The following is a 26332-nucleotide window of genomic DNA, read 5'->3' as shown; positions in this document are numbered from 1 at the left end:
TCCGGACAGGCAATTCAGTGGTTGGGAATGCCGCTGTGCATCCGCTATCGTCTCGATCAAATTGGCACGGCCATGCCATTTGCTGGTTCCCTCACGTGGCCGGACACGTGCCTGCTGATCGATGGTGGACTGATCGTCGCGGTCACGGGGTCCGACCGTCCACTGCTGCCAGGTGTCATCTCACTGCATGGCAGCGAGATGACACGGTCCGCCACTTGGTCGCGAACGGGTCATATGCGACAGTTGCCGCTGGAGTTCTGACGGGATATGGCAAGGCTTGACCGGGCGTCATAGTCTATGGGGCGTCAGTGAGGAGTCGGCCGGGGCTGACGGCTCAGCTCGTGAAGGGGAGTGGCGTTATGCGTAGAACGTTCAGGTTCGTGGTCGCGGCTGCGCTCATGATGGCGACAGTGGTGATCGGTGCCGTCCCGGCCTCTGCTGACGTGTTGTGGACCGTGTCCAAGTCGACTGTCGCCGTCGGCGTCGAGTCGGAGCCTGTTGTACAGACGTCACTGGCTTCCGACGTGCTCTGGACGTGACCTGGTCGCGTCGGGGTCAGCCGTCGATTCCCTCGGAGTCGAACAGCGGCATGGTGCGATGTCCCTGAGCGAGTTTCCAGCCCAGTTGGAAGAGTGTCTCTGCGTCGTATTCCTCGCGCAACTCGGCGATATGGCGGGCCAGAGTGCGTTCGCTCAGTCCGAGGTTTCTTGCTATGACTCGGTGTCCCATTCCCTGTAGTAGGAGTCGGATGATGTTCTGCCGGAGTAGGGAAACGACTTCGGGTGGCACTTCGTTTCCGCCGAGGAACGGGATGGCACGTTCCCAGCAGATCTCGAAGGAATCCACCAGGTAAGCGACCACCGCCTCGTCCCTGACAATGGCGGCGCGTTCGTTGTCGTTGTCGAAGGGGATGATGGCAATGGAGCAGTCGATGACGATCAGCCGGGTGAACGGTTCACCCAGGGTGCGTACCTCTCCTCCTTCTTTGGTCATCGCCGCCACGTACTCACGGGTCGGCGCCGAATAGCGGGTGCTGGGTTGGTAGATCGTTCGTCGGGCCACACCGCGTCGCAGCATGTCGGCATCGAGGGCGATGGCAGCGGCAGGTGAGAAGGAACGGGCGCTGCCGCCTGGCTGAGCGCTCAGGACTTCCTGGGAGGCCTGGTCCATGAATTTCGACAAGCGGCGGTTGATCTCGGTTTTTCCGGTGACGTGTTCGATGCTTCCACCGGTCTGGTGGGGTGCTGCGCTACCCGTGTAGGCCAGAGTCAGATCATGGAGGTCCGCCGAAATGCTCGCGGCCCTGGTCATCAGTTCGAGGGCGTTGCGCTGCCAGGCATTGCTCAGGCCGACCGCGAGCTGCTGCGGGTCGACCACGACGAGCACGTCGGGGGCGTTGATGTCGGGTACCAGCAGACCGATGTCCACCAGCTCTTGGAGCGCATCGTCAGGGTGAAGCCCAGCCGCCTCGGGCGATAGCCGTCCGCCCGAGGCGAGGGCCACCTTGTAGAGATCGCGGGCGGCGGCTGTCACCATGCCGAGCCCTGCGCTGGTGAGGCCCGGCACCTGATCCTTGCCCATGTGTTGCCCCCTGACCTAGCTCGAACGACAGCCACGAACCTTGCGTGCGGGTGATCCTAGGCGGTGCACCCCGATCGGTGAGCCGTTGTTCCGCCGTTCAGCAAGCAACCGCCGGGGCATGCCTGATGAACTCTCTCAGCACGTCGGCGCCGCCGACACCCCCCGGATGACAGGGGTGCCGACGGCTCGGTGCTTTTTCGGCCGGGCTCAGCGCTTGGGCCGCCAGACCACCAGCGCGCTGGACTGCTGGACCTGCTGGTAGGGCACCAGGTCGCGGCGGTAGGAGGCGTGGACGGCGGCCTCGCGCTGCTGGAGGGTCGCGGCGGCGCCCTCCAGGGCGTCGACGAGCTCGGCGACGCGGGACTGCAGGGCGGCGACCTGGTTCTCCAGTTCGATGATCCGCTTGATGCCGGCCAGGTTGATGCCCTCGTCCTGGGAGAGCCGCTGGACCTCGCGCAACTGCTGGATGTCCCGGGCCGAGTAGCGGCGGCCGCGCCCGGCGGTGCGGTCGGGGCTGACCAGGCCGAGGCGGTCGTACTGGCGGAGGGTCTGCGGGTGCAGGCCGGAGAGCTCGGCGGCGACGGAGATGACGTAGACCGGGGTGTCCTCGGTGAGGACGTACGGCGGGGCGGCGGCGCGCGGGCGGCCGCCGCCGGGGAGGCCCTCGCCGAGGCCGGGACCGGGGCCGATCCGGCCGGTGACGCCGGGGCCGCCGTCGCCGTGGCTACTGTCGGGGTGGGGGCTCATCGGGGTCTCACGCTCCCTCCGCCGCCTTGAACAGGGCGGCTCGCGGGTCGTCCGAGGCGGTGGCCTCGCGGTACTGCTCCAGTGCGGTCAGCGCGTCTCCGGTGACGTGCTTGGGCACCGTGACCTCCACGGTGACCAGCAGGTCTCCGCGGGTGCCGTCCTTGCGGGTGGCGCCCTTGCCGCGGGCCCGCATGGTCAGGCCGTTGGCGCTGCCGGGCGGCAGCTTGAGCTTCACGGCCGGGCCGTTCAGGGTCGGCACCTCGATGGTGCCGCCGAGCGCGGCCTCGGGGAAGCTCACCGGCACGGTCACCGTCAGGTTGTCGCCCTTGCGCCCGAACACCGGGTGCGCGTCGACGTGCACGGTGACGTACAGGTCGCCGGGCTGGCCGCCGCGCTCGCCCTGGGCGCCCTTGCCCTTGAGCCGGATGCGCTGGCCGTCCTGCACCCCGGCGGGGATGCGGACCTGCATGGTGCGGGCCGAGGAGGCCCGGCCGCTGCCGTGGCAGACGGTGCACGGGTCGTCGACGATCATGCCGCGGCCCTTGCAGTCCCGGCAGGGCTCGGAGAGCGCGAAGGCGCCCTGGCCGCGGCTGACGGTGCCCGCGCCGACGCAGGTCGGACAGACCCGCGGGGTGGTGCCGGCCTTGGCGCCCGTCCCGGCGCAGGCGCGGCAGGCGGCCTGGGAGGTCATCCGCAGCGGCACGGTCGCGCCGTCCACGGCCTCCTCGAAGTTCAGCGTGACCTCGGTCTCGACGTCCGCCCCGCGGCGCGGCTGGGCGGTCTGCCGGCCGCCGCGGTTGAACAGGCCGCCGAACACGTCGCCGATCCCGCCGCCGCCGGTGCCGCCCCCGCCGTTGAACAGGTCGCCGAAGTCGAAGCCCCCGGCCGCGCCCGCCCCGCCGGGCCGGAAGCCGCCGCCCGCGAACAGCGAGCGGGCCTCGTCGTACTCCTTGCGGCGCTTCTCGTCGGAGAGCACGTCGTACGCCTCGGAGATGTCCTTGAAGCGCTCCTCGGCCTTGGCGTCGCCCTTGTTCGCGTCCGGGTGGAACTCGCGGGCCAGCTTGCGGTAGGTCTTCTTGATCTCTGCAGCGGTGGCGTCCTTGGGCACGCCGAGGACCTTGTAGTAGTCCTTCTCCACGTAGTCCTTAGCGCTCATGGCCTTTGACCGCCACCTCCCGTTGCGTCTGTCGCTGCTGCGCTGCCGCGCAGCGCCTGGTTGCCGCACTGCGGTGCGGTGCCGTGATACGGCGCTGCGGAGCCGGCCGCCGTACTGGACGACGTACGACTCCGCAGCGCACGGGGACTCTACTCAGCTGTCGGACGAACCGTCAGCCTTGTCGCCGTCCGGCTCGCCGGTGGTCTGGGTGCCCGGCTGGGGCTCCGCGACCGCGACCATCGCCGGGCGGATGATCCGCTCGCCGATCCGGTACCCGGGCTGGAGGATCTGCACGCAGGTGTCCTCCGTCACGTCGGACGAGTAGCTGTGCATCAGCGCCTCGTGGATCGTCGGGTCGAAGGGCTCGCCCTCCTTGCCGAACTGCTGCAGCCCGAGCTTGGCGACGACCGTCTCCAGCGACTCGGCGACCGACTTGAAGCCGCCCGTCACCTCGCCGTGCTCGCGGGCCCGGCCGATGTCGTCCAGCACCGGGACCAGCGACTCCAGGATGTTGGAGACGGCGATCTCGCGAACGGTGGAGCGGTCGCGCTCGACCCGCTTGCGGTAGTTCTGGTACTCGGCCTGGAGCCGCTGCAGGTCGGCGGTGCGCTCTCCGGCCTCGCGCTTGGCGGCGGCCAGTTCGTCGGCACCCGCACCCGCGACGGCCTCCTCGGCTGCCTTGAGCACGGCCTCCTCGGCGGCGGAGTCGTCGCCGGGCTGCTCGCCCTGCGGCTTCTCCGTCATGCCGCACCGCCCTTGGGCTTCTCGTCGTCGACGATCTCGGCGTCGACCACGTCGTCCTCCTTGGCGCCCGCGTCGCCGGCACCGGCCGCACCGGCCGCCGCGCCCGCGCCGTCGGCCTGCGCGTACAGCGCCGCGCCGAGCTTCTGGGCGGTGGTGGAGACCTTCTCGGTGGCGGTGCGGATGGCCGCGATGTCCTCGCCCTTGAGGGCTTCCTTGAGCTCGCCGATGGCGGTCTCGACCTCGGTCTTGACGTCGGCCGGGAGCTTGTCCGCGTTGTCCGCGATGAACTTCTCGGTCGAGTAGACGAGCTGCTCGCCCTGGTTGCGGGTCTCGACGGCCTCGCGGCGCTTGGTGTCCTCCTCCGCGTAGCGCTCTGCCTCCTCGCGCATGCGGTTGACCTCGTCCTTCGGCAGCGAGGAGCCGCCGGTGACGGTCATCTTCTGCTCCTTGCCGGTGCCGAGGTCCTTCGCGGCCACGTGCATGATGCCGTTGGCGTCGATGTCGAAGGTGACCTCGATCTGCGGCAGGCCGCGGGGGGCCGGCGGCAGGCCGGTCAGCTCGAACATGCCGAGCTTCTTGTTGTACGCCGCGATCTCGCGCTCGCCCTGGTAGACCTGGATCTGCACGGAGGGCTGGTTGTCCTCGGCGGTGGTGAAGATCTCGGAGCGCTTGGTCGGGATCGTGGTGTTGCGCTCGATCAGCTTGGTCATGATGCCGCCCTTGGTCTCGATGCCGAGGGACAGCGGGGTGACGTCGAGCAGCAGGACGTCCTTGACCTCGCCCTTGAGCACGCCGGCCTGCAGGGAGGCGCCGATCGCGACGACCTCGTCCGGGTTGACGCCCTTGTTGGCGTCCTTGCCGCCGGTCAGCTCCTTGACGAGCTCGGCGACGGCCGGCATGCGGGTCGAGCCGCCGACCAGGACCACGTGGTCGATCTCGGACAGCTGGATGCCGGCGTCCTTGATCACGTTGTGGAACGGGACCTTGCAGCGGTCCAGCAGGTCGGCGGTGAGCTGCTGGAACTGGGAGCGGGTGAGCTTCTCGTCCAGGTGCAGCGGGCCCTCGGCGGAGGCCGTGATGTAGGGCAGGTTGATCGAGGTCTCCGAGGAGGAGGACAGCTCGATCTTGGCCTTCTCGGCGGCCTCGCGCAGGCGCTGGACGGCCATCTTGTCCTTGGACAGGTCGACGCCGTGGCCGGACTGGAAGACCTTCACCAGGTGGTCGACGACCCGCTGGTCCCAGTCGTCGCCGCCGAGGTGGTTGTCGCCGTTGGTGGCCTTGACCTCGACCACGCCGTCGCCGATCTCCAGCAGCGACACGTCGAAGGTGCCGCCGCCGAGGTCGAAGACCAGGATGGTCTGGTCGTCCTTGTCCAGGCCGTAGGCCAGGGCGGCCGCGGTCGGCTCGTTGACGATGCGCAGGACGTTCAGGCCCGCGATCTCGCCGGCCTCCTTGGTGGCCTGGCGCTCGGAGTCGTTGAAGTACGCCGGGACGGTGATGACGGCGTCGGTGACCGTCTCGCCCAGGTAGGACTCGGCGTCCCGCTTGAGCTTCTGCAGGACGAAGGCGGAGATCTGCTGCGGCGTGAAGTCCTTGCCGTCGATGCCGATCTTCCAGTCGGTGCCCATGTGGCGCTTGACCGAGCGGATGGTGCGGTCGACGTTGGTGACCGCCTGCCGCTTGGCGACCTCGCCGACGAGCACCTCGCCGTTCTTGGCGAAGGCGACGACGGACGGCGTGGTCCGAGCGCCCTCGGCGTTGGTGATGACCGTGGGCTCACCGCCCTCAAGAACGCTGACGACGGAGTTCGTCGTGCCGAGGTCGATGCCGACCGCGCGTGCCATCGTGAATACCTCCGAGGAGAAGTTGAGCAGTACGGACTCAAGGATGCACGACTACCCCGACGACGTCAACAGCTTTGAGTCGGTGTCGCTCAACTTTACTGAGCGCTTATGTCGCGGGGGCTCCGGTGGCTGCTCCGGGCGGGTGAGTCTGTGCTTAGTGACTGCCGCCATACCTTGAACACCTTCTGACCGGGTGTTAACGCGCGGTAATCTCCGGACGCGTCGACCCTGCAAGTTACCGACCAGTACACTCTGGGGAAGACCGGGAGGACTGGGAAAGACCCGGGACCATAGCCGCTGGAGACGGAGAGCCGATGCAGCTAGCAGCGATCGTCATCTCGCTGGTCACCTTCGTGATCGGCACCGCGCTCGCCACCCGTGCGGCGCTGTACATCTACAGGGTGGTGCGCACCGGCTCCGCCGACGCCACCCGCTTCGGGCAGCCCGCGCAGCGGGTCGCCACCGTGGTCAAGGAGTTCCTCGGCCACACCCGGATGAACCGCTGGGGCGTCGTCGGCGTCGCCCACTGGTTCGTCGCCGTCGGCTTCTTCTCCCTGGTGCTCACCCTGGTGAACGCCTTCGGCCAGCTCTTCGACGCCGAGTTCGTCCTCCCGGTCATCGGCCACTGGCTGCCCTGGAACGTCTTCGTCGAGCTGATCGGCACCCTCACCACCCTGGGCATCCTCGTCCTGATGGCGATCCGCCTGCTCAGCCTGCCCTCCCGGGCCGGCCGCAAGTCCCGGTTCGCCGGCTCGATCGCCTGGCAGGCCTTCTACGTCGAGTACACGATCCTCGGCATCGGCCTGTGCATCATGATGCTCCGCGGCCTGGAGGGCGCCCTGGAGGGCGTCGACTCCTACGACCCGGCCTACCTGGTCTCGTACCCGATCGCCGCCGCCTTCCACGGCACCGCGCACGGCACCCTGGTCAACCTGGTCTACCTGTTCGCGATGCTGAAGATCTGCATCTCCTTCGCCTGGGCGGTCACCATCGGCCTCAACCCCTCGATGGGCGTCGCCTGGCACCGCTTCCTGGCCTTCTTCAACATCTACTTCAAGCGCGAGGACGACGGCGCCACCGCGCTCGGCGCCCTGCGCCCGATGACCTCGGGCGGCGCCCCGATCGACTTCGAGGACCCGGCGGACGACGCCGTGTTCGGCGTCTCCCAGGTCGAGCACTTCTCCTGGAAGGGCATCCTCGACTTCTCCACCTGCACCGAGTGCGGCCGCTGCCAGTCGCAGTGCCCCGCCTGGAACACCGGCAAGCCGCTGTCGCCCAAGCTGCTGATCATGAGCCTGCGCGAGCACGCCTTCGCCAAGGCCCCCTACCTGCTGGCCGGCGGCGGCAAGGACATGGAGGGCGAGGAGCGGGCCACCGCCGAGCAGCTCGCCGACGTCCCCGCCGCCGCCCTGGCCGAGGCCGAGCGCCCGCTGATCGGCACCGCCGAGGAGAACGGCGTCATCGACCCCGACGTGCTGTGGTCCTGCACCACCTGCGGCGCCTGCGTCGAGCAGTGCCCCGTCGACATCGAGCACATCGACCACATCGTCGACATGCGCCGCTACCAGGTCATGATCGAGAGCAGCTTCCCGACCGAGGCCGGGACGATGCTCAAGAACCTGGAGAACAAGGGCAACCCGTGGGGCCTGGCCACCAAGGCCCGCCTCGACTGGGTCAAGGAGCTCAAGAAGGAGACCGGCATCGAGGTGCCGGTGATCGGCGAGGACATCGACCCCGCCGAGGTCGAGTACCTCTACTGGGTCGGCTGCGCCGGCGCCCTGGAGGACCGGGCCAAGAAGACCACCAAGGCCTTCGCCGAACTCCTGCACACCGCGGGCGTCAGGTTCGCCATCCTCGGCAAGGAGGAGACCTGCACCGGTGACTCCCCGCGCCGCCTGGGCAACGAGTTCCTGTTCCAGATGCTCGGCGCGCAGAACGTCGAGACCCTGAACGCCGCGCTGGAGGACGCTCCCACCAAGCGGATCGTCGCCACCTGCCCGCACTGCTTCAACACCATCGCCAACGAGTACCCGCAGCTCGGCGGCCACTTCGAGGTCATCCACCACACCCAGCTGCTCCAGCACCTCATCGACGAGGGCAAGCTGCTGCCGGTCAACCCGGTCGAGGGCCTGATCACCTACCACGACCCCTGCTACCTCGGCCGCCACAACAAGGTCTACACCCCGCCGCGCGAGATCATCGGCAAGGTGCCCGGCCTGCGCAACGAGGAGATGCACCGCCACAAGGAGCGCGGCTTCTGCTGCGGCGCCGGCGGCGCCCGGATGTGGATGGAGGAGCGGATCGGCAAGCGGATCAACACCGAGCGGGTCGACGAGGCGCTCTCCCTCAACCCCGACATCGTCTCCACCGCCTGCCCGTTCTGCCTCGTCATGCTCTCCGACTCGGTCAACGGCAAGAAGAACGAGGGCGCGGCCAAGGAGCACCTCAAGGTCGTCGACGTCGCCCAGCTGCTGCTGGAGTCGGTCAAGGCCGCCCCGACCGCCGAGGCGGAGCCGGTCGACGCCTGACACCCGCAGGAGCACCACCCCGCACCACCCGCACCACCCGCACCACCCGTACCGACCGGACCCCGGGCGCCCGCAGCGGCCCCGGGGTCCGGCCGTGCCGGGGCGGACAGGGCCGTACCCGGCCCGCGGACGATGTCCTAGCATCGGCCGCATGACTGCTGACGGGGGAAGACCGGGGCCCGGCGGGCCCGCCCACCTGCCGCCGGTGAGCAGCGCCACGCCCGACTGGGCCGCGCTCGCCGAGGCCCGCGAACGCGAGGAGCGCCGCCGCCGGGCGCTGCGGGCCGGCGGCGGCGCGCTCGCCGTCGCCGTGGTCGCCGGACTGGTCGCCGGAGCCCTGCTGCTCACCCGCCCGTCCACCACCCCCCTGGCCGCGCCCACCGGCACCGCCCAGCCCGACGCCCCCGCCCCCGCCACGTCCGCCCCCGACACGCCTGGCACCACCGCGCCCGCCACCGCGCCCCCGGCCCCTCCGGCAGCCCCTCCACCGGCCCCGCCGCGTCCAGGAGCGGCAAGCCCACCGCCGGAGCGAGCGGCGGCGAGCAGCCCGCCGGGACGCCCGCCGCGCTGCCCGGCATGGTGCTGGGCGGCGGCGCCACCATCGGCCGTGCCGAGGGCCGCACCGGCCCCGCCATGACGCTCTACGGCAACGCCGTCGGCTGGGCCGACAGCCAGGCCCCGGTGGTCGACACCACCCGCTCCTTCACCGTCTCCGCGATGGTCCGCAACAACGCCCCCACCGGCGGCCGGGCCGTCGTCACCCAGGGCGGCGACAGCTACTACTCCTTCTACCTCGGCCGCGACTACTGGGGCACCCACAACCAGTGGGTCTTCAAGGTGCAGACCGCCGCCGGGGCCCAGGACAGCACCACCTACCAGGCCTTCAGCACCGCCCCCGCCACCACCGGCCGGTGGACGCTGCTCACCGGCGTCTACGACGCGTCCGCGAAGAAGATCCTGCTGTACGTCGACGGGCGGCTCCAGCAGTCCACCCCGGTCACCGGCATCTGGCAGACCACCGGCGGCCTGCAGCTCGGCCGGGTCCGCTACCAGTCCCAGTGGACGGACTTCTGGGACGGCGCGATCTCCGACGTCCAGGTCTGGGACCGGGCCCTGCCCGCCTCCGCCGTGGGCCGCCTGCAGGGCTCCGGGGGCACCACCGCGGGCACCGCGCCCGACCGCTCCTGGCTGCTGCCGTAGACCGGACGTGCCGATCCGCACACCGGACCGACCAGGGTGGTGGCACCCGGACGCTGTTCGGGCAAATAGAGTATGCGGCGGAGCCGGGGAAAGGTCCGGCTCCGTCGAAGGCCATGTCATGCTGCCTCGACCAGTTCCACCGAGCGTGCGCACCGGCCCCGTCGTGCCGGGCCGCCGGAATACGACCACGGGAGACAGCACATGACCCAGGCGATCATGCTGGTCGGCGGGAAGGGCACCCGACTCCGCCCGTTGACCACCCACACGCCGAAGCCCATGCTGCCGGTCGCCGGCGTCCCCTTCATCGCCCACCAGTTGGCCCGCGCCGCCGCGGCCGGCGTCACCCGCGTGGTGCTCGCCACCTCCTACCTCGCCGACGTCTTCGTCGACCACTTCCAGGACGGCAGCCCGTACGGCATCGAACTGGTCTACCTGACCGAGGAGGAGCCGCTCGGCACCGGCGGCGCGATCCGCAACGCCGCCTCCGGCCTGACCTGCGGCCCCGACGAGCCGGTCCTGGTCTTCAACGGCGACATCCTCTCCGGCCTCGACATCGCCGCCCTGCGCGACGGGCACAGCGCCTCCGGCGCCGACGTGACCCTCCACCTCACCCGGGTGGCCGATCCGCGCGCCTTCGGACTCGTCCCGACCGACCCGGACGGCCGGGTGCTCGCCTTCCTGGAGAAGCCCGAGACGCCCGAGCAGATCGTCACCGACCAGATCAACGCGGGCTGCTACGTCTTCACCCGTTCGGTGATCGACCGCATCCCGGCCGGCCGCGAGGTCTCGGTCGAGCGCGAGACCTTCCCCGAGCTGCTGGCCACCGGCGCGCTGCTGCGCGGCGTCGTCGACACCTCGTACTGGCTCGACCTGGGCACCCCCGGCGCGTTCGTCCGCGGCTCCGCCGACCTGGTGCTCGGCAAGGTCGACTCCCCGGCCGTCCCCGGCCCCACCGGCGAGGCCCTGCTGCTGCCCGGCTCGACCGTCGACCGGGCCGCCGTGCTGAGCTCCGGCACCGTGGTCTCCGAGGGCGCCGAGATCGCCGCCGGAGCCATCGTCGAGGGCAGCGTCGTCCTGCCCGGCGCCCGGATCAAGGCCGGCGCGTACGTCCGGGACTCCATCGTCGGCGCCTACGCCGAGATCGGTGAGCGCTGCTCGCTGGACGGCGTGGTGATCGGCGACGGCGCCGTCCTGGAGGCCGAGAACGAGCTCCCGGCCGGCCTGCGGATCGCCTGCGGCACCCGGCTCCCGGTCGGCGCCGTCCGCCTCTCCGCGGGCCCCGGCGGCTGCGAGGCCGGGCTGAGCAACGCCGCCGCGGTGCACGCGCCCGGCGCCCGCGTCAGCGGCTGACACCCACCCCGGGCGGGGCCGGACCGCAGCGTCACAGGACGGCTGCAATCCGGCCCCGCCGCCATGATCACCCGACGGGGGGTCAGCCGTTGCGGGTACCGTCGAGACGTGGCTGGCAATCGACACGACGACGGACCGGGCGCCGACCCCCGGCACGGCTGGTCGGCACCCCGGACGGGCGCCCCCCAGAACGGCGACCCGCACCAGGGCGCGCCCACCGGCGCCCCCGAGTACTTCACCGCCCCGCACCCCGCCCACCCCGGCCCGTCCGCCCCCGGCCCCGGTGACCGGCTCGGCCACACCAGGGCCTTCGCGCTCGGCGAGCAGCCGTACGGCGACCAGCCCTACGAGCCGCACCCGTACGGCGGCCAGGACGGCTACGGCGGCCAGGACGGCTACGGCGGGCACCCGGGCCACGACGACGGCTACGGCTACGGCTACGACGGCCACGAGGGCGGCTACCGGGGCGGCTACGAGGGCCACGAGGGCGGGTACGAGCAGGCGCCGCCGGTGGACAACGTCGCCGTCTACCGGGCCGGCGGCCAGGCCGCGCCGCACACCGGCGGGCCCCGGCTGCCCTGGCGGGAACTGCTGGTCGGGATCTACCGCAGCCCGAGCGCCACCTTCGACCGGATGCGCGACCACCAGGTGTGGCTGCCCGCGCTGTGCGTGTCGCTGCTGTACGGCGTGCTCGCGGTGTTCGCCATCGACTCCACCTACGACCAGGTGGTGAACTCCACCTTCGCCGTCGCGCTCTGGGCGATCGGCGGCGCCGCGCTCGGCTTCACCCTGGCCGGCGGGGTGCTCTCCGCGGTCACCTACGCCCTGGCCCGGCAGTCCGGCGGCGACGGCCCCTGGCAGTCCACGGTCGGCCTGGCCGCCCTGATCAGCTGGACCACCGACGCCCCGCGGCTGCTGCTCGCGCTCTTCCTCCCGGTCGGCAACCCCGTCGTGCAGGCGGTCGGCTGGGCGACCTGGGTCGGCTGCGCCGTGCTGCTGACCACCATGGTGCGCCGGATCCACGACCTGCCCTGGGGCAAGGCGGCCGGCGCGGCCGCGGTGCAACTGCTGGCGCTGCTGGTGCTGATCAAGCTGCCCACCCTGGGCTGAGGCTCCCCCGGACGGGGGTTTGTAGGGTGAGGTGGTTCCGCCCACCCTCACCCCGTCCGGAGCCCGCGCATGAGCCTGCCCACCACCCACGTCAGCTTCCCGGCCGGGGAGGTGACCGGCGAGTCGCCGGTCCTCGCCGTGCACGCCCTGCCGGACGGCCGCACCGCGGTGGTCACCGCGGCCACCCCGTTCCACCCCGTCGACCACACCTGGCCCGACCAGCCCGCCGACCACGGCACCCTCACCCTCGACGGCACCGCCCACCCCGTCCTCGACTGCCTCACCGGCGCGCACGGCCCCGACGGCGAGTTCGCGGTCGGCGCCGACATCCCGGTCCGGCGCGGCGACGAGGACTGGGCCTGGCTGGTCCTGCACGTGCTGCCCGCCGGAGCGCTCGGCCCCGAGGCCGTCGGACGCACCGCGCGGCTCGCCGTCGACGCCGACCGCCGCGCCGCCCTCTCCGCCAGCCACACCGGCTGCCACCTGCTCGCCCTCGCCCTCAACAGCGCGCTCGCCCCGCGCTGGCGCAAGGACCCCGGCCGCGCCGACGCCCTCGGCCACCCCGACTTCGACGGCCTCGCCATGGACAGCTCGGTGATGGACACCGCCGCCAGCACCGACACCTACCGGATCGGCAAGTCCCTGAAGAAGAAGGGCTTCACCGCCGAGGCCACCGACATCCTCCCGGCCCTCGCCGACGCCCTGCCCGCCCTCGCCGCCGAGGTCAACGCCCACCTCGCCGCCTGGGTCGCCGCCGACGCCCCCGTCCGGATCGACGCCCCCGGCCCCGAACTCACCGCCCGCCGCCGCTGGCACACCGACCTCCCCGAGGGCCCGGCCGCCATCGCCTGCGGCGGCACCCACCTGCACCACCTCGGCGAACTCGCCGCCCTGCGCACCGAACTCACCCTCTCCCCGGACGGCACCGAACTCACCGCCGTCACCACCCCCGTCCGCGCCTGACCCGTCCGTGCGTCCGTCCGTGCGTCCGTGCGTGCGGCCGTCCGGCCGTCCGTACGCACGGCGAGGGCCGACCCCGTCCATCGGGATCGGCCCTCGTGCCGGGCGTCGGTGCCCTCAGACCTGCGTGCGGTGGAAGTTCAGGTGCGAGCGGGACGCCGTCGGGCCGCGCTGCCCCTGGTAGCGCGAGCCGTACCGCTCCGAGCCGTACGGGTGCTCGGACGGCGAGGACAGCCGGAACAGGCACAGCTGCCCGATCTTCATCCCCGGGTACAGCTTGATCGGCAGCGTCGCCACGTTCGACAGCTCCAGCGTCACGTGGCCGCTGAAGCCCGGGTCGATGAAACCCGCCGTCGAGTGCGTCAGCAGCCCGAGCCGGCCCAGGCTCGACTTGCCCTCCAGCCGCGAGGCCACGTCGTCCGGCAGCGTGATCACCTCGTAGGTGGACGCCAGCACGAACTCGCCCGGGTGCAGGATGAACGCCTCGTCGCCCTCCGGCTCGACCAGCCGGGTCAGGTCCGGCTGTTCCTCGGAGGGGTCGATGTGCGGGTAGCGGTGGTTCTCGAAGACCCGGAAGAACCGGTCCAGTCGGACGTCGATGCTCGACGGCTGGACCATCGACGGTTCGAACGGGTCGATCACGACCCGCCCCTTGTCGATCTCGGCACGGATGTCGTTGTCGGAGAGCAGCACGCCCCGAGCGTACGTGCCGCGGGGCGGGCGCCCCAAAAGCGCCCGCCCCGTGGACCTGCTCCCGCGACCGGCTACGCCAGCGACTCCACCGCCACCAACCGCAGCCCGCGCGCCAGTTCGTCCGCCGACAGCTCCGACACGTCCGCCGGCACCGAACTCCGCAACCGCCCGCACCGCGGGCACCGCAACAACCGCCCGGGCCCCAACCGGCCCGCCTGCAGGTGCTGCATCGGGAACGCCGTCGTACTGAACACGTGCCCCTCGGCACAACGAACCACGGTGCGCTGCTCCATCGGTCCCCTTCCCACACTTCCGCCGACAGCGTCACATTAGGGGATCTACCGGACACCGCTCACCCAGGCTCGCCGCCACCCGAAACCCCGCCCTCACCACCCCGCGCGATGGGGTACAGTGGTCCTTGATCGGGCCGTCACTGACGGTTCGTCAGATGCGGGTGTAGTTTAATGGTAGAACATGAGCTTCCCAAGCTTAGAGCGCGAGTTCGATTCTCGTCACCCGCTCCACTGCAAAGCCCCAGGCCAACGGCCTGGGGCTTTCGCCTTGTTCGGGGCGGAGTGGGGCGGGCCGGGGTCAGGTGGTGAGGCGGTCGGGGACGCGGGGGAGGGGGCGGACCGGGCGAGGCCGCGCCAGTGCCGCAGGGCGCGGGTGAGGTCCCGGTGGGCGGTGTCGGGGTCGGGGGCGTGCTGCAGGTTGGTGGTGCGGGCCAGCAGGTCGTCGAACCGGCCGAGGTCGGTGCGGTGGCGGGGCAGGCCGAGCCGGTAGCCGGTGGGGGTGCGGAGGACGCCGTTCGGGGGGTCGTCGGGGGTGAGAAGCCGGCGCAGTCGGCTGACGTGGGTGTGGATCAGGCTCTGCTGGGAGTCGGGCGGGCCGGGGGGCCACAGGGTGTCGGTGATCTCCTGCCGGGTGGCGGCGGCGGGGTGGGTGAGGGCGAGCAGGCCGAGCAGGCGGCGCAGGGTGGGGCTCTCGACCGGGACGGTGTCGCGGCCCCGGCACAGCAGCAGCGGGCCGCGCACCACCCCGGGCAAGGCCGGCCGCGCGGGAAGCCGGGCGGGAGGCCGCGTGGGAGGCCGGGCGGAGGAGGGCCCGGTGGGCCCTGGGGTGGCGGGGGCGGGCTGCTTATGCTGGGGCGTCAAGATCGCCGGGGGAACGGTGAGTTAGGGCCTCACCACTGACTGCTGACTGCTTGGAGGCCGCGGTGTCTGTTTGCGTGATCGGTGCGGGTCTGTCGGGATTGGCGGCGGCGTACGCGCTGCGCGAGCACGGGTTGGACTTCGTCTGCCTGGAGAAGTCGCCCGGGGTGGGCGGGATCTGGCGGCGGCCGTCGGCGGGCGAGCCCGGCCCGGCGTACCGGGCGCTGCACCTGAACAGCGCCAAGCAGCTGACCTGCTTCGAGGCGTTCCCGATGGGGGAGGAGATGCCGCTGTACCCGAGCCACCGGGACATGGCGGCGTACCTGCGGGAGTTCGCCGAGTGGGCGGGCCTGCTGCCGCACATCGAGTTCCGCACCGAGGTGGTGTCGGTGCGTCAGGACGACTACGGGATATGGACGGTGGTGAGCCGGGACGCCCGCGGCGTGGAGACCGTCCGGACCTTCGACCAGGTGGTGGTGGCGGCGGGCCACCACGACGTGGCGCTGCTGCCGAACCCGCTGCCGCCGGGCGCGGAGTCGTTCACCGGGCGGGTCCTGCACTCGATGGACTACGTGGACGGTGCGGAGTTCGCCGGTCAGCGGGTGGTCGTGGTGGGACTGGGGGCGTCGGCGGTGGACATCGCGGCGGACGTGTCGCGGCACACCGCGCGCACGGTGCTCTCGGTGCGCAACGGCCAGCACGTGGTGCCCAAGCAGCTGTTCGGCATGTCGGTGGACGTGATCGCGGTGGCGCCGTGGTTCAGCTCCAAGTCGCTGACGGAGCAGCAGGAGTTCATCGAGGAGGCGCTGCGGGTGGCGCGCGGCCCGCTGGCCGAGTACGGCCTGCCGGAGCCGCCGAACCGGATCTTCCAGTCGCCGGTGACGGTCTCGGACGAGATCCTGCCGCGGATCCGGCAGGGTGCGGTCCGGCCGCGGCCGGGCATCGAGTCGCTGTCCGGGTCGACGGTCCGCTTCACGGACGGGAGCACGGAGGAGGCGGACGCGATCGTGTTCTGCACCGGGTTCGGCTGGCAGATGCCGTTCCTGGAGGCGGACCACCCGGCGAACGGGCGGGGGCCGGTGCGGCTGTACCGGCGGATGGTGGACCCGGACCGGCCGGGGCTGTTCTTCCTGGGCCTGATCCGCCCGGTCGGGTCGATCACCCGGCTGGTGGAGGCGCAGGCGCGGTGGGTGGTGCGGCTGGTCACGGGCGAGTCGAAGCTGCCGGAGCCCGCGGCGATGGCCGAGGAGGTCGACGGCTTCCTGGCGGGCATCGAGCGCCGGTACGGGCTGTCCGCCGGGGCGTCGGTGCACGTCGACGTGACGCCCTACCTGCGCCAGCTGTCGGAGGCGTAGGGCCGGGTACCGGGGCCGCAGCGGAGGGTCCGCGGGGCGCCCGTGTGACAGGGGGTCACGGGTGTCCTGCGGCTGCTGCGGCCGACGGCGACGCGGTCGGAGCGTAGGGGGCGGAGCGCCGGGCCGGAGTGCGCGAGCGGAGTGTGGGGCCGCTGCTCAGTGGGCGGGGCGCGGGCCGGTCGGCCGTCGGTTGGGCGGGCGGACGCGGTAGGCCTCGGAGGAGAGGTACGCGGTCAGCCGGGTGTCGTGGCCCTGCTGGTGGACCATGGCCAGGTAGGCGATCAGGCCGACGCCGTCCTCCAGCCGCCGCGGGGTGAGGGCGCCGAGCGCGTCGCGGAGCACGTCGGGGGCGATCCCGTAGCGGGGCAGCAGCTTCTCGGCGCGGCCGAGCACCTCGCGGTCGTCGTGGGCGTAGTCGCGGACCGGGACGTGCAGGGTGAAGCCGGTGGGGCGGTCCGCCTCCGGGTCGGTGAAGGAGTGGCAGGCGAGCACGGGGCGGCGGTCGAAGACGCCGTCGTGTCCGGCGGGCAGTCCGGCCGCGGTGTACAGGAAGGCCTCGGTCTCGGCGGGCGACGGCCCGTCGGCCATCCGGTTGAGCGTGCCGACGGTGGAGGCGCGCAGCCGGTGGTGGGCGGTGTACAGCTTCAGCCGGGGGGTGGCCCAGTCGCCGAGGTCGAGGGCGAGGAACAGCAGCCGGTCGGCGGGCGGGAGGCTCTCGTACGCCCGGTGGTGGCCGAGGCGGCGCAGGGCCTCGCGCACGGTGTCCCCGGCCCGGTCGGGGCCGGTGGCGGCGGGGTTGAGGTAGGCCTTCAGCCGGGGGGTGCCGCCGGGGGTGAGTTCCAGGGCGGCCCAGAGCGAGAAGCTGCCCTGCGGGTCGTCGGGGAGGAAGAGGTCCTGGAGCAGGTCGAGCTTCTCGGTGGAGATGTCCCAGCGCCGGGCGAGCGCGCGCAGGGCGCGCAGGCCGAGCCGGCTGCTCTCGGCGGGGGTCCCGAAGCCGCTGGCCGGTTCGAGCAGGACCCGCAGGGAGGGGGCGGTCCCGGGGGAGAAGGAGAGCGAGAACTCGACGGGGGTGTGGTCGTCGGCGAGGAAGGTCGGGACGGCGGGCGGCAGGTCGAGCGACCGGTGCACCACGGGTCCGAGCGCGTCGGTCAGGGCACGGGCGTATCCGGCGGACTCGCCCGCGTCCAGACCCACCAGCTCGCACAGCGCCAGCAGTTGACGGGCCGTGTGGCCGCCGACCGTGCGTCCGGCGGGTCTGGGTGGCAACAGCGGCGTCCCCCGGCCGAGGGGCCGGGGGACGCCGGTGCGGTAGGGGAGGCCGCCGGGAGCGGGTGGCCCGGGGAGGAGCGGGCTCAGGGTCTCGGCGGCGTCTCTGGATATGTGGTCCACGACACCCTCCTGTTCTCCGGTCATCGGCGCCATGGCATATGGCGCAAGCATTTGCGCTGATTACCCGGGTTTCGGAGGTTTCATGCAGAAATCGTGGACGCATAAATGTTGCTTAGATCACCGGGCCAACCAGTTGAGGAACTGGCTCCAGCGGCCTACCTTTTCGGCCTGTTGGGCGGCCGGAGCCGACTTGGCGGCCTCGGCGGCGGCGCGCGCCTGCTTGGCGGAGTCGTCCGGGGTGAACCGGGCGGGCAGCGAGACCAGGGCGCGGTTGAACGGGCCGGGCCGCCAGCTCAACGTCTCCTCGGGGACGGCCAGTTCGATGTCCGGCAGCTGGTTGAACAGGTTCTCCAGCGCGGTCATGGCGATCTGCCGGGCCGGGTCCTTGGACGGGCAGGCGTGCGGTCCGGCGCCCCAGGCCAGGTGGGCGCGGCTGCTGGCGCGCCGCTCGGCGGCCAGGATCGGGCTGCTGTTGGCGGCGGCGTAGCTGACCAGCATCAGGTCGCCCGCGTGCACCTTCTCCCCGGCGAACTCCCCGTCGGCGGCGGGGTAGTGCGGGCCGAGGTTGGTGATCGGCGGGTTCTCCCACAGGGTGTCGTCGATCGCCTCGTCGATCAGGCCGCCCTGGTGCGCGTAGGTGTCGTGGGTGAGCAGCCGGTGCAGGGTGTTGCCGAGCAGGTTGCCGAGGGGTTCGACGCCGGCGCCCAGCAGCAGCGCGAGCTGGTGGGTCATCTCCTCGTCGCTGAGGTTGGCGTGGTGCTGCAGCAGCCAGGAGGTGACGTCCTCGCCCGGACGGCTGCGCTTGAGCGCGATCAGCTCGCCGATCGCGCTGAACATCACCTGGGCGGCCTTCTCGGCGTTGACGCCGTCGAACATGCCGGAGATGCCGAACATCACCCGGTCGCCGATGTCGGCGGGGCAGCCGAAGAGTTCGTTGAAGACGAACAGCGGCAGCTGCTTGGCGTAGGAGCTCAGCAGGTCGGCGGAGCCGCGGTAGCCGAACTGGTCGATGAGGAAGTCGGAGACCTGCCGGGTGCTGCGGGCGAGCCGGCGCTGGTCGACGCGGGCCATGCAGTCGGTGATGGCCTGGCGCAGCCGCAGGTGCTCGGCGCCGTCCGAGAACAGGGCGTTGGGGCGGTGCAGCAGCAGCTGCAGCACCGGGCTGTCCAGCGGGACGGCGCCCTCGTTGAAGGCCCGCCAGCGGCGGGAGTCCCGGCGGTAGGACGTGGGGTCCTGCAGCAGCTGCAGGGCGGCCGAGTACTCGGTCACCAGGGTGGCGTCGACTCCGGGGGCGAGCTCGACCGGGGCGGTGGCGCCGTAGTGCCGCAGGTAGTCGTAGTACGACTGCGGGTTGGCGGCGAACTCCGGCCCGTACAGCGGCACTCGGCCGCCGTGGGCCGGGCACCCGGGCGGGGGCACCGGGGCGGGGGAGTGAGTGTCCATGGCTGCGTGTTGCTCCTAGCTGGCGCGGTCCAGCAAATAGCGGACGAGAGTGGTGAGTGCGGCGGCCGACGACTTCTCGTTGCGCGCGTCGCAGGTGACGACCGGGGTTTCGTCGAGCAGGTCGAGGGCCTCCCGCAGCGCCCGCTCGGCGCGTTCCGGGTTGCCGTCGAAGTGGTTGACGGCGATGGCGTAGTCCAGCCCGTACTGCTCGATCAGGTCGATGACGGGGAAGGAGTCGGCGAGCCGTTCGGGGTCGACCAGGATCAGTGCGCCGAGGGCGCCGCGGGCCATGTCCTCCCACATCTGGACGAAGCGGGTCTGGCCGGGCGTGCCGAACAGGTAGAGCACCACGCGTTCGCTGAGGGTGAGCCGGCCGAAGTCGAGGGCGACCGTGGTGGTGGTCTTGCCCCGGACGCCCTTGAGGTCGTCGACGGCCTCGGCGGCCTGCGTCATGGTCTCTTCGGTCGACAGCGGTTCGATCTCGGAGATCGAGCCGATGAAGGTGGTCTTGCCGACGGCGAAGTGGCCGACGACGAGGATCTTCACGGCGGTCTGGGCGGCGCCGCCCGAGACGTAGTCGTCGGTGGTCAGCCGGTCATCCGAACTTGCGGTGAAGCCCATTGAGCACCTCCTCCAGAAGGTCCTTGTCGGCGTTCCGGGCCCTCGGGACCGGCGGACGGGTCATCAGGTGGCCGCCCTCGGTGAGCGCGGCCAGGACGATGCGGACCACGCCCAGCGGGAGCCGGGTGTGGCCGGCCACCTCGGCGACCGACAGGTAGCCGGCCGAGCAGATGTCCAGCAGGCGCTGCTCCTCCGGGGTGAGCCGGGCGGGGCGGCGGCCGTCCTGCGGGGCGGCGGTGACCAGGGTGATCAGGGACAGCTGCTGCTCGTCGGGCAGCTCCCGCCCCTTGGTGATGACGTAGGCGCGGACTAAGTCCGCCGGCTCGAACTCGAGGTCCTCGCCGCCCGCCCTCACCGGCGGACCCCGATGTCCTCGCGGGGCGGCGCGGCGAGGAACTTGCCGAGCTGGCCCACGAGTTGCTGCATCCGGAAGGTGATGTCCTGCATGTCGACGTCCGGCAGCGCGGACACGCCCAGATAGGCGCCGTCACCGGCGGAGATCAGGAAAACCCAGCCGCCGTCGAACTCGACCAGGGTCTGCTGCCAGCGCTGCGTCGGGTTGTCGCAGAAGAAGCCGAGCGAGCGGGAGAGCGACTGCACGCCGCTCATCGCGGCGGCCACCCGGTCCGCGTTGTCCTTGTCGATGTCCCTGGTGCGGGCCATCAGCAGGCCGTCGGCGGAGATGAGGACCGCGTGCAGGGCACCCGGGATCTCCAGCGCGCTGTCGAGCATCCAAGACAGATCGTCGTTCACGAGAACTCATGCCCTTCACTGCTTGCACCGCGGGTGCTGGTCGTCTGGTTCGCGTCGTCCCGCTGGGTGGCGCGACCGGACCTGGTGCCGCGCTGGAAAGCCCCCAGCATCGCCGCGGTCTGCTCCCCGGAGCGGGAGGCGGTGGCGGCGGGCGCTGCGGGCGCGCCGTAGGGGGCGGATTCGGTGGGCGGGACGATCGCCATCGGCCGCTTGCGGCGGCGGATCGGCAGGCCGTCCTCGGTGGAGCCGTACGACTCGGCCGCCGGGGGAGGGACCGCGGCGGAGGGGAGCGCGGCCGGCTGCGCTGCCGGCCGGGCCAGGGGGGCGGGCGCCGGGGCCGGAACCTGGGCGGCCACCGGGGCGGGCGCGGCGGCGGGCGGCTGGGTGCGCCGTTCCGGCATGCCGGTCAGCAGTTCGTGCGGCAGCAGCAGCACGGAGCGGACGCCGCCGTACGGGGAGGCGGAGTCCACCGAGACCTCGAAGCCGAAGCGCTCGGAGAGCACGCCGATCACGGCGAGGCCGAACTGCGGCGGGTTGCCGAGGCCGCCGACGCCGTTGACCCGCTCGGTCGTCAGGAGCCGTTCGGCGCGGGCCCGTTCCTCGTCGTTCATGCCGACGCCGGCGTCGTCCACCACGATCACCACGCCCTTGGGCACGGTGCGGATGTTGATCTCGACGACGGTGTCGGGGCTGGAGTACGAGGTCGCGTTGTCGAGCAGCTCGGCCAGCGCCAGGGCGACCGGCTCCACCGCGCGGCTGGAGATGCCGAAGTCCACCTGGGAGAGGATCTCCACCCGGCGGTAGTGGCGGATGCGGCCCTGGGCGGAGCGCACCACGTCGTACACCGAGGCGACGTCGCGGTGGCGGCCGAGCCAGCCGCCGCACAGGACGGCGATGGACTGGGCGCGGCGGCCGAACTGGGAGTTGGTGTGGTCGACCTCCAGCAGGTCCTGGAGGATCACCGACTCGCCGTACTTGTCCTGCAGCCGGGAGAGGATCAACTGCTGTTCCGCAGCCAGGCCCTGGAGCGTCCGCATGGCGGACTTCAATACCGTTTTGGTTGCTTCGTCCGCTTGTTCCTGGGCGGAGGCGACCGACTGCGTATAGTGGTGTTCCAGGTCGGTGTAGTGCTCCCGGAGCCCGCTGATCTCCTGGCGGAGTGCCGCGGACGCCTTCCGCTGGCGGACCACGACGAGGACCGCGGCGGCCAGGACGAGGAAGAGAACCCAGAGCAACGGGTTCGCTGTGTATTTCGTCATAAGACTCTCTTCAGGCGACTGGCGGCCGACTGCTGAATCCCCGGCATCGCAGGGTGAACCCGCCGCTCCCCCAAGCGGGATGATCGTATCATCGGGCGAACAGGTGAACGATCGTCCACGTGGATGTGAAGATCCGTCTGCTCCGGGGTGGACAAGGGTAGTTGGAAGCCCAGGTCAATGCCCTGATCGGACGTCAGCCGCACCCCTCGCGGACCGGCCCGGCCGGCCGCACCGCCTCCGACCGGGCCGTTTACCACAGGATGCGGTTCCGGCGGCGGGGCGACACGCCAGTTCTCATGTTTTTCCGACGAAGCGTCAAGAACCGCACCGGCTGCCTGCTAAAGGGGGCCGGACGGGAAGAACGTCACGCCGCGCAACCCGCCGTTGAGGCACGGACACCCGGCGCACCCCCCGCGCTCCCGCCGGGCACCGCTTCTCCACGGAATCCGGCGCCTGTGTGCACCGCGCGCACAGGCCCCGGCCGCGGCCCCGGCCTCGACCCCGGCCCGGCTCAGCCGGCCGTCAGGGCGAGCACCTCCCGCACCACCGCGTCCAGCGCCACCTCGCGGACGGCGCCGTCCGCCCGGGCGGTCAGCTCCACCGTGCCCGCGGCCAGCGAGCGCGCGCCGACCGTCAGCCGCCGGGGCACGCCGATCAGTTCGGCGTCGGCGAACTTCACGCCCGGCCGTTCCGCCCGGTCGTCCAGCAGCACCCGCACCCCGGCCGCGCCCAGCTCCGCGTACAGCCGCTCGGCCGCCTCCGCGACCGCGCCGCCCCGGTCGGGCAGCACCGTCAGCACCAGGTCGAACGGGGCGACCTCGGCGGGCCAGCGGATGCCCCGCTCGTCGTGGTGGGCCTCCACCAGGGCGGCCAGCACCCGCTCCACGCCGATGCCGTAACTGCCCATCAGCGGCACCACCCGCTCGCCGCCGGGCCCGGAGACCGCCACGTCCAGCGCCTCGGTGTAGCGGCGGCCGAGCTGGAAGACGTGCCCGACCTCGATGGTGCGCAGCACCTCCAGGGCCGACCCGCACTCCGTGCAGGCCTCGCCCGCCGCGACCTCCCGCAGGTCGGCCCAGCGGTCGACCGCGACGTCCCGCCCGATCGACACGCCGCGCAGGTGGAAGCCGTCCCGGTTGGCGCCGCAGGTCAGGCCGGTGCGGCCGCGCAGCGCCTCGTCGGCGACCACGGGCAGGCCGTGGGCGCCGAGCGGGCCGAGGCTGCCGGGCGAGGCGCCGAGCGCCGCCGCGACCTCCTCCGCGGTGGCGGGCCGGACGGCCGCGGCGCCCAGCGCGTCCAGCAGCTTCTGCTCGACCAGGGCGTGGTCGCCGCGCAGCAGCACCAGCACGGCCCGCCCGTCGACCACCTGCACCAGGGTCTTCAGCTGCCGCTCGGGCGCGACGCCGTGCTGCCGGGCCAGCTCCTCGATGGTGCGGGCCGCGGGCGTCGCGAACTCCTCGGGCGCCCCGGCGCCGGGCGGGTCCGCGACGGCGGGCAGCGCGGACAGCGCCTTCTCGGCGTTCGCCGCGTACCCGCAGCCGGGGCAGCGCACCACCACGTCCTCGCCCGCCGCGGAGGGGCTCATGAACTCCACCGAGGCGCTGCCGCCCATCGCCCCGCTGGACGCCCGCACCCCGAACGCGGGCAGCCCGAGCCGCTCGAAGATCCGCAGGTACGCCAGCCGGTGCGCCTCGAAGGAGCGCTCCAGCCCGGCCTCGTCCAGGTCGAAGCTGTACGAGTCCTTCATGGTGAACTCGCGCACCCGCAGCAGCCCCGAGCGGGGCCGCGCCTCGTCCCGGAACTTGGTCTGGAACTGGTACCAGACCTGCGGCAGCTGCCGGTACGAGCGCAGCTCCCCGGCGAGGTGCGCGAACACCTCCTCGTGGGTCATCCCGAGGGCCTGCTCGGCGCCCCGGCGGTCGGTCAGGCGGAACATCTCCTCGCCCATCGACTCCCAGCGCCCGGTGCGCCGCCACAGCTCCGCCGGGTGCAGCGCGGGCAGCAGGAACTCCTGCGCCCCGATCCGCTCCATCTCCTCCCGCACCACCGCGAGGATCCGGGCCCGGACCCGGACCGCCAGCGGCAGCAGCGAGTAGTGGCCCGCCGCCAACTGCCGCACGTAACCGGCGCGGACCAGCAGGCGGTGGCTCGCGGCGTCGGCGTCGGCCGGGGCCTCCCGCAGGGTGGGTACGTACAGCTGCGACCAGCGCATGGGGGGACACCGTCCTCTCGGCCCGCGGAAAGGAGTTCGGAGTCTAACCTTCGGGCGGAATCCACCGCTCCGAATAAATCCGCGTCCTCGCAGGCCGGAGGCGGTGCGCGGGCCCGGCGCCGGGCGCCGGGCCCGGCCTCAGGGGGTCTTCGGGACGAAGCAGACCGTGAAGCTGCTGTGCTTGCTCGTCCTCGTGTACCAGCCGGGGTGCTCCGGCATCTCGCTGCAGGCCGACGAGTTGCCGCCCTTCACCACCTTGACCACCGTGTACGCGGCCTTGGCGTCGGTGCACGGCACCACCGTCAGGGTGGGCCGGACCGAGGTGCCGCCGGACTTGTACATGCAGTCGCCGACCTTGGCGGTCTCCACGCCGTCGTCCGGCCCGAACAGCCAGATCGCACCGATGAAGATCGCGCCCAGCACGGCCGTGACCACCGACAGGATCTGCTTGGGCCGCCAGCGCCTCCCGGCACGCGCTCCGGACCCGCCCGGCGGGGGGTACTGGCCGGGGGGCGGGTACGGGCCCTGCGGGGGCGGGGCGTACGGGCCCTGCGGCGGCGGGTAGTGGCCCTGCGGCGGGTACGGGCCCTGCGGGGGCGGGGCGTACTGGCCGGGCGGCGGGGGGTACTGGCCCTGGGGCGGCGGGTACTGCCCGGGCTGGGCGTACGGGCCGGGCTGGGCGTACGGGCCGGGCGGCGGCGGGTAGCCGCCGGCCTGCGGCGGGGGGTACTGGCCCGGCGGGGGGTACTGGCCGGGCTGGGGGGTGCTCACAAAGTGTTCCTTCACGGCGCGAAAGGCGTACGGCCGACGCAGCCTAGCCAGGCGGCCGGGAAGGAATGCGGCAACAACGGGGAAATTATTGCCCGCCCTTTACCTTCGAATCGGCTGCAATCCGGCATTTGCCCACGAATTGCCGCGCTTTGTGGAGCGGCCCGGAGTGGTTATTGCCGCCCGGGGCCGGTGCCAACCGCCCCGCCCGCGAAGGTTCCTGACGCCCGCCGCCGTCCGGGCACCGCACGGCGTGGCGCCACCCGCTCGGAGCAACACCGATCGTGGCGGACGCCGAGCGTTCTCACACTCGGTGACGGGGGCGCCATCCAGAGGAAGAGGGCATCATGCACACCGGTCTCCGTCGGATCGCCGTCGCCGCCGCCGCGGCCACGCTCGCCGTGGGCCTGGCCGCCTGCGGCAGCGCCAAGCAGTCCACCGGCTCCTCGGGCGCCTCGGGCAGCGCGAACCAGGCGGTGAAGATCGGCCTGCTGCTGCCGGAGTCCAAGACCACCCGCTACGAGCAGTTCGACCGCCCGCTGATCGAGGCGAAGATCAAGTCGCTGGTCCCGGACGCGCAGATCGACTACTACAACGCCAACCAGGACGCGACGCAGCAGCAGACCCAGGTGGACACCGCGCTGACCAAGGGCGACCAGGTGCTGATCCTGGACGCGGTCGACTCCAAGGCGATCCAGTCCTCGGTGCAGAAGGCGCACGACGCGGGCGTCAAGGTGATCGCCTACGACCGGCTCGCCCAGGGCCCGGTGGACGCGTACGTCTCCTTCGACAACCACAAGGTCGGCGAGCTCCAGGGCACGGCGCTGGTCGAGGCGGTCGGCGACAAGGCGGGCAGCGGCCAGATCATCATGATCAACGGCTCGCCGACCGACCCGAACGCGGCCGACTTCAAGGCCGGCGCGCACAGCGCGATCGACGGCAAGCTGAAGATCGGCAAGGAGTACGACACCCCGCAGTGGGACCCGAACACCGCCAACCAGGAGGCCGCCGCCGCGATCACCGCGATCGGCGCCCCGAACGTGGTGGGCGTCTACTCCGCCAACGACGGCATGGCGGCGGGCATCGCCACCGCCCTCAAGGCGGCCAACCTGAGCGTCCCGCTGACCGGACAGGACGCCCAGCTCGACGCCGTGCAGCGGATCCTGGCGGGGACGCAGACGATGTCGATCTACAAGCCGTACAAGCCGGAGGCGGACGCGGCGGGCGAGATGGCGGTGCAGTTCGCCCAGGGCAAGAGCCTGGGCGCCTCGCTGAAGCCGACCACCTCGACCAACGGCAGCGGCGCCCAGGTCGACTCGCTGCTGATCGCCCCGACCGTGCTCACCAAGGACAACATCCAGTCCACCGTGATCGCCGACGGCCTCTACACCGCCCAGCAGATCTGCACCCCCGACTACGCCGCCGCCTGCCAGGCCGCCGGCATCCAGTGACCGCCTTCGACCGGGAG

23 protein-coding genes, 1 tRNA gene and 1 pseudogene are annotated in these 26332 nt (G+C 72.0%); 9 read left to right on the top strand and 16 right to left on the bottom strand.

The annotated features are described in order from the left end of the window. Positions 1–555: 555 nt before the first annotated feature. From OO57_RS39040 to dnaK, 5 genes are all read right to left on the bottom strand, one after another. The gene (locus tag OO57_RS39040; RefSeq protein ID WP_051776346.1) at positions 556–1581 is read right to left on the bottom strand and encodes a helix-turn-helix domain-containing protein; all 1026 of its coding nucleotides are present in this window, start codon (positions 1579–1581) and stop codon (positions 556–558) included. A 207-nt stretch (positions 1582–1788) separates the two neighbouring features. Then, positions 1789–2328 carry a heat shock protein transcriptional repressor HspR gene (locus OO57_RS01560; protein WP_033250368.1) on the bottom strand — a complete coding sequence of 180 codons (540 nt, stop codon included), beginning with the start codon at positions 2326–2328 and terminating at the stop codon, positions 1789–1791. Between the two features lie 7 nt (positions 2329–2335). Continuing rightward, complete coding sequence (dnaJ, locus tag OO57_RS01555; RefSeq protein WP_033250367.1) at positions 2336–3484, bottom strand: molecular chaperone DnaJ; 1149 nt, start codon at positions 3482–3484, stop codon at positions 2336–2338. A 153-nt stretch (positions 3485–3637) separates the two neighbouring features. Then, positions 3638–4228 carry a nucleotide exchange factor GrpE gene (grpE, locus tag OO57_RS01550; protein WP_030457529.1) on the bottom strand — a complete coding sequence of 197 codons (591 nt, stop codon included), beginning with the start codon at positions 4226–4228 and terminating at the stop codon, positions 3638–3640. Next, the gene (dnaK, locus tag OO57_RS01545; protein ID WP_033250366.1) at positions 4225–6072 is read right to left on the bottom strand and encodes a molecular chaperone DnaK; all 1848 of its coding nucleotides are present in this window, start codon (positions 6070–6072) and stop codon (positions 4225–4227) included. The genes grpE and dnaK overlap by 4 nt, the downstream gene beginning before the upstream one ends. 314 nt (positions 6073–6386) lie before the next feature. Here dnaK and OO57_RS01540 point away from each other — a divergent pair, with 314 nt between their 5' ends. The 6 genes and pseudogenes from OO57_RS01540 to OO57_RS01520 all read left to right on the top strand — a co-directional run bounded on the left by OO57_RS01540 (position 6387) and on the right by OO57_RS01520 (position 13223). Next, the gene (locus OO57_RS01540) at positions 6387–8600 is read left to right on the top strand and encodes a (Fe-S)-binding protein (protein ID WP_033250365.1); all 2214 of its coding nucleotides are present in this window, start codon (positions 6387–6389) and stop codon (positions 8598–8600) included. Positions 8601–8751: 151 nt separating this feature from the next. Continuing rightward, complete coding sequence (locus OO57_RS44525; RefSeq protein WP_199811187.1) at positions 8752–9237, top strand: hypothetical protein; 486 nt, start codon at positions 8752–8754, stop codon at positions 9235–9237. Beyond that, complete coding sequence (locus tag OO57_RS01535) at positions 9177–9800, top strand: LamG domain-containing protein (protein ID WP_033250364.1); 624 nt, start codon at positions 9177–9179, stop codon at positions 9798–9800. The genes OO57_RS44525 and OO57_RS01535 overlap by 61 nt, the downstream gene beginning before the upstream one ends. 201 nt (positions 9801–10001) lie before the next feature. Continuing rightward, a pseudogene (locus tag OO57_RS01530) lies at positions 10002–11075 on the top strand (sugar phosphate nucleotidyltransferase); the annotation flags it as partial. Positions 11076–11258: 183 nt separating this feature from the next. After that, a complete protein-coding gene (locus OO57_RS01525; protein ID WP_051776344.1) occupies positions 11259–12260 on the top strand; it encodes a Yip1 family protein in 1002 nt (333 codons plus the stop codon). Positions 12261–12329: 69 nt separating this feature from the next. Further along, positions 12330–13223, top strand: coding sequence for a hypothetical protein (locus OO57_RS01520; protein WP_033250363.1), 894 nt, complete (start codon positions 12330–12332; stop codon positions 13221–13223). A gap of 114 nt (positions 13224–13337) precedes the next feature. On the opposite strand, the gene dcd is transcribed toward OO57_RS01520, so the two are convergent. Further along, positions 13338–13913, bottom strand: coding sequence for a dCTP deaminase (gene dcd / locus OO57_RS01515; RefSeq protein ID WP_033250362.1), 576 nt, complete (start codon positions 13911–13913; stop codon positions 13338–13340). Between the two features lie 71 nt (positions 13914–13984). Then, a complete protein-coding gene (locus OO57_RS01510) occupies positions 13985–14206 on the bottom strand; it encodes a hypothetical protein (protein WP_033250361.1) in 222 nt (73 codons plus the stop codon). Between the two features lie 157 nt (positions 14207–14363). Between OO57_RS01510 and OO57_RS01505 the strand changes: the two genes are divergently transcribed. After that, positions 14364–14437, top strand: a tRNA-Gly gene (locus OO57_RS01505). Here the strand turns inward: OO57_RS01505 and OO57_RS40300 are convergent. Beyond that, positions 14426–14947: an AfsR/SARP family transcriptional regulator gene (locus OO57_RS40300; protein ID WP_063737471.1), complete on the bottom strand. Its 522-nt coding sequence runs from the start codon at positions 14945–14947 to the stop codon at positions 14426–14428. The genes OO57_RS01505 and OO57_RS40300 overlap by 12 nt on opposite strands. A gap of 194 nt (positions 14948–15141) precedes the next feature. Between OO57_RS40300 and OO57_RS01495 the strand changes: the two genes are divergently transcribed. Beyond that, on the top strand, positions 15142–16419 hold the full coding sequence (locus tag OO57_RS01495) for a flavin-containing monooxygenase (protein ID WP_324606759.1): 1278 nt from the start codon (positions 15142–15144) through the stop codon (positions 16417–16419). Positions 16420–16575: 156 nt separating this feature from the next. On the opposite strand, the gene OO57_RS01490 is transcribed toward OO57_RS01495, so the two are convergent. From OO57_RS01490 to OO57_RS43460, 8 genes are all read right to left on the bottom strand, one after another. After that, on the bottom strand, positions 16576–17832 hold the full coding sequence (locus tag OO57_RS01490; RefSeq protein ID WP_234337180.1) for a tryptophan dimethylallyltransferase family protein: 1257 nt from the start codon (positions 17830–17832) through the stop codon (positions 16576–16578). A gap of 93 nt (positions 17833–17925) precedes the next feature. Next, positions 17926–19251 (bottom strand): cytochrome P450, encoded by a 1326-nt coding sequence (locus tag OO57_RS01485; protein ID WP_033250359.1) that lies wholly within the window; start codon positions 19249–19251, stop codon positions 17926–17928. A gap of 15 nt (positions 19252–19266) precedes the next feature. Beyond that, positions 19267–19872: a GTP-binding protein gene (locus OO57_RS01480; RefSeq protein ID WP_033250358.1), complete on the bottom strand. Its 606-nt coding sequence runs from the start codon at positions 19870–19872 to the stop codon at positions 19267–19269. Next, entirely contained in the window at positions 19847–20227 is a 381-nt protein-coding gene (locus OO57_RS01475; RefSeq protein WP_033250357.1) for a DUF742 domain-containing protein, read from the bottom strand. Before OO57_RS01475 ends, OO57_RS01480 begins: the two co-directional genes overlap by 26 nt. Next, the gene (locus tag OO57_RS01470; RefSeq protein ID WP_033250356.1) at positions 20224–20625 is read right to left on the bottom strand and encodes a roadblock/LC7 domain-containing protein; all 402 of its coding nucleotides are present in this window, start codon (positions 20623–20625) and stop codon (positions 20224–20226) included. The genes OO57_RS01475 and OO57_RS01470 overlap by 4 nt, the downstream gene beginning before the upstream one ends. Then, a complete protein-coding gene (locus OO57_RS01465; RefSeq protein ID WP_033250355.1) occupies positions 20622–21884 on the bottom strand; it encodes an ATP-binding protein in 1263 nt (420 codons plus the stop codon). Before OO57_RS01465 ends, OO57_RS01470 begins: the two co-directional genes overlap by 4 nt. A gap of 511 nt (positions 21885–22395) precedes the next feature. Continuing rightward, positions 22396–24096, bottom strand: coding sequence for a proline--tRNA ligase (locus tag OO57_RS01460; protein ID WP_033250354.1), 1701 nt, complete (start codon positions 24094–24096; stop codon positions 22396–22398). Positions 24097–24234: 138 nt separating this feature from the next. Then, positions 24235–24867: an LppU/SCO3897 family protein gene (locus OO57_RS43460; protein ID WP_033250353.1), complete on the bottom strand. Its 633-nt coding sequence runs from the start codon at positions 24865–24867 to the stop codon at positions 24235–24237. Positions 24868–25211: 344 nt separating this feature from the next. Here OO57_RS43460 and OO57_RS01450 point away from each other — a divergent pair, with 344 nt between their 5' ends. Further along, a complete protein-coding gene (locus OO57_RS01450; protein ID WP_033250352.1) occupies positions 25212–26315 on the top strand; it encodes a sugar ABC transporter substrate-binding protein in 1104 nt (367 codons plus the stop codon). The last annotated feature ends 17 nt before the right edge of the window (positions 26316–26332 follow it).

The sequence above is a fragment of the Kitasatospora phosalacinea genome (assembly GCF_000717185.1).
GTDB lineage: Bacteria > Actinomycetota > Actinomycetes > Streptomycetales > Streptomycetaceae > Kitasatospora > Kitasatospora phosalacinea_A.
The sequence above is the reverse complement of the archived record's forward strand: the minus strand, read 5'-3'. Positions and strand labels throughout refer to the sequence as shown.

What these genes read in the sequence shown, in the direction of transcription:
- OO57_RS39040 (WP_051776346.1), bottom strand. Translation starts at nt 1,581, where the DNA reads ATGGGCAAGGATCAGGTGCCGGGCCTCACCAGCGCAGGGCTCGGCATG.
- dnaJ (WP_033250367.1), bottom strand. Translation starts at nt 3,484, where the DNA reads ATGAGCGCTAAGGACTACGTGGAGAAGGACTACTACAAGGTCCTCGGC.
- grpE (WP_030457529.1), bottom strand. Translation starts at nt 4,228, where the DNA reads ATGACGGAGAAGCCGCAGGGCGAGCAGCCCGGCGACGACTCCGCCGCC.
- OO57_RS01540 (WP_033250365.1), top strand. Translation starts at nt 6,387, where the DNA reads ATGCAGCTAGCAGCGATCGTCATCTCGCTGGTCACCTTCGTGATCGGC.
- OO57_RS01560 (WP_033250368.1), bottom strand. Translation starts at nt 2,328, where the DNA reads ATGAGCCCCCACCCCGACAGTAGCCACGGCGACGGCGGCCCCGGCGTC.
- dnaK (WP_033250366.1), bottom strand. Translation starts at nt 6,072, where the DNA reads ATGGCACGCGCGGTCGGCATCGACCTCGGCACGACGAACTCCGTCGTC.
- OO57_RS01480 (WP_033250358.1), bottom strand. Translation starts at nt 19,872, where the DNA reads ATGGGCTTCACCGCAAGTTCGGATGACCGGCTGACCACCGACGACTAC.
- OO57_RS01520 (WP_033250363.1), top strand. Translation starts at nt 12,330, where the DNA reads ATGAGCCTGCCCACCACCCACGTCAGCTTCCCGGCCGGGGAGGTGACC.
- OO57_RS01465 (WP_033250355.1), bottom strand. Translation starts at nt 21,884, where the DNA reads ATGACGAAATACACAGCGAACCCGTTGCTCTGGGTTCTCTTCCTCGTC.
- OO57_RS01485 (WP_033250359.1), bottom strand. Translation starts at nt 19,251, where the DNA reads ATGGACACTCACTCCCCCGCCCCGGTGCCCCCGCCCGGGTGCCCGGCC.
- OO57_RS44525 (WP_199811187.1), top strand. Translation starts at nt 8,752, where the DNA reads ATGACTGCTGACGGGGGAAGACCGGGGCCCGGCGGGCCCGCCCACCTG.
- OO57_RS01510 (WP_033250361.1), bottom strand. Translation starts at nt 14,206, where the DNA reads ATGGAGCAGCGCACCGTGGTTCGTTGTGCCGAGGGGCACGTGTTCAGT.
- OO57_RS01535 (WP_033250364.1), top strand. Translation starts at nt 9,177, where the DNA reads ATGGTGCTGGGCGGCGGCGCCACCATCGGCCGTGCCGAGGGCCGCACC.
- OO57_RS01460 (WP_033250354.1), bottom strand. Translation starts at nt 24,096, where the DNA reads ATGCGCTGGTCGCAGCTGTACGTACCCACCCTGCGGGAGGCCCCGGCC.
- OO57_RS01450 (WP_033250352.1), top strand. Translation starts at nt 25,212, where the DNA reads ATGCACACCGGTCTCCGTCGGATCGCCGTCGCCGCCGCCGCGGCCACG.
- OO57_RS01490 (WP_234337180.1), bottom strand. Translation starts at nt 17,832, where the DNA reads ATGACCGGAGAACAGGAGGGTGTCGTGGACCACATATCCAGAGACGCC.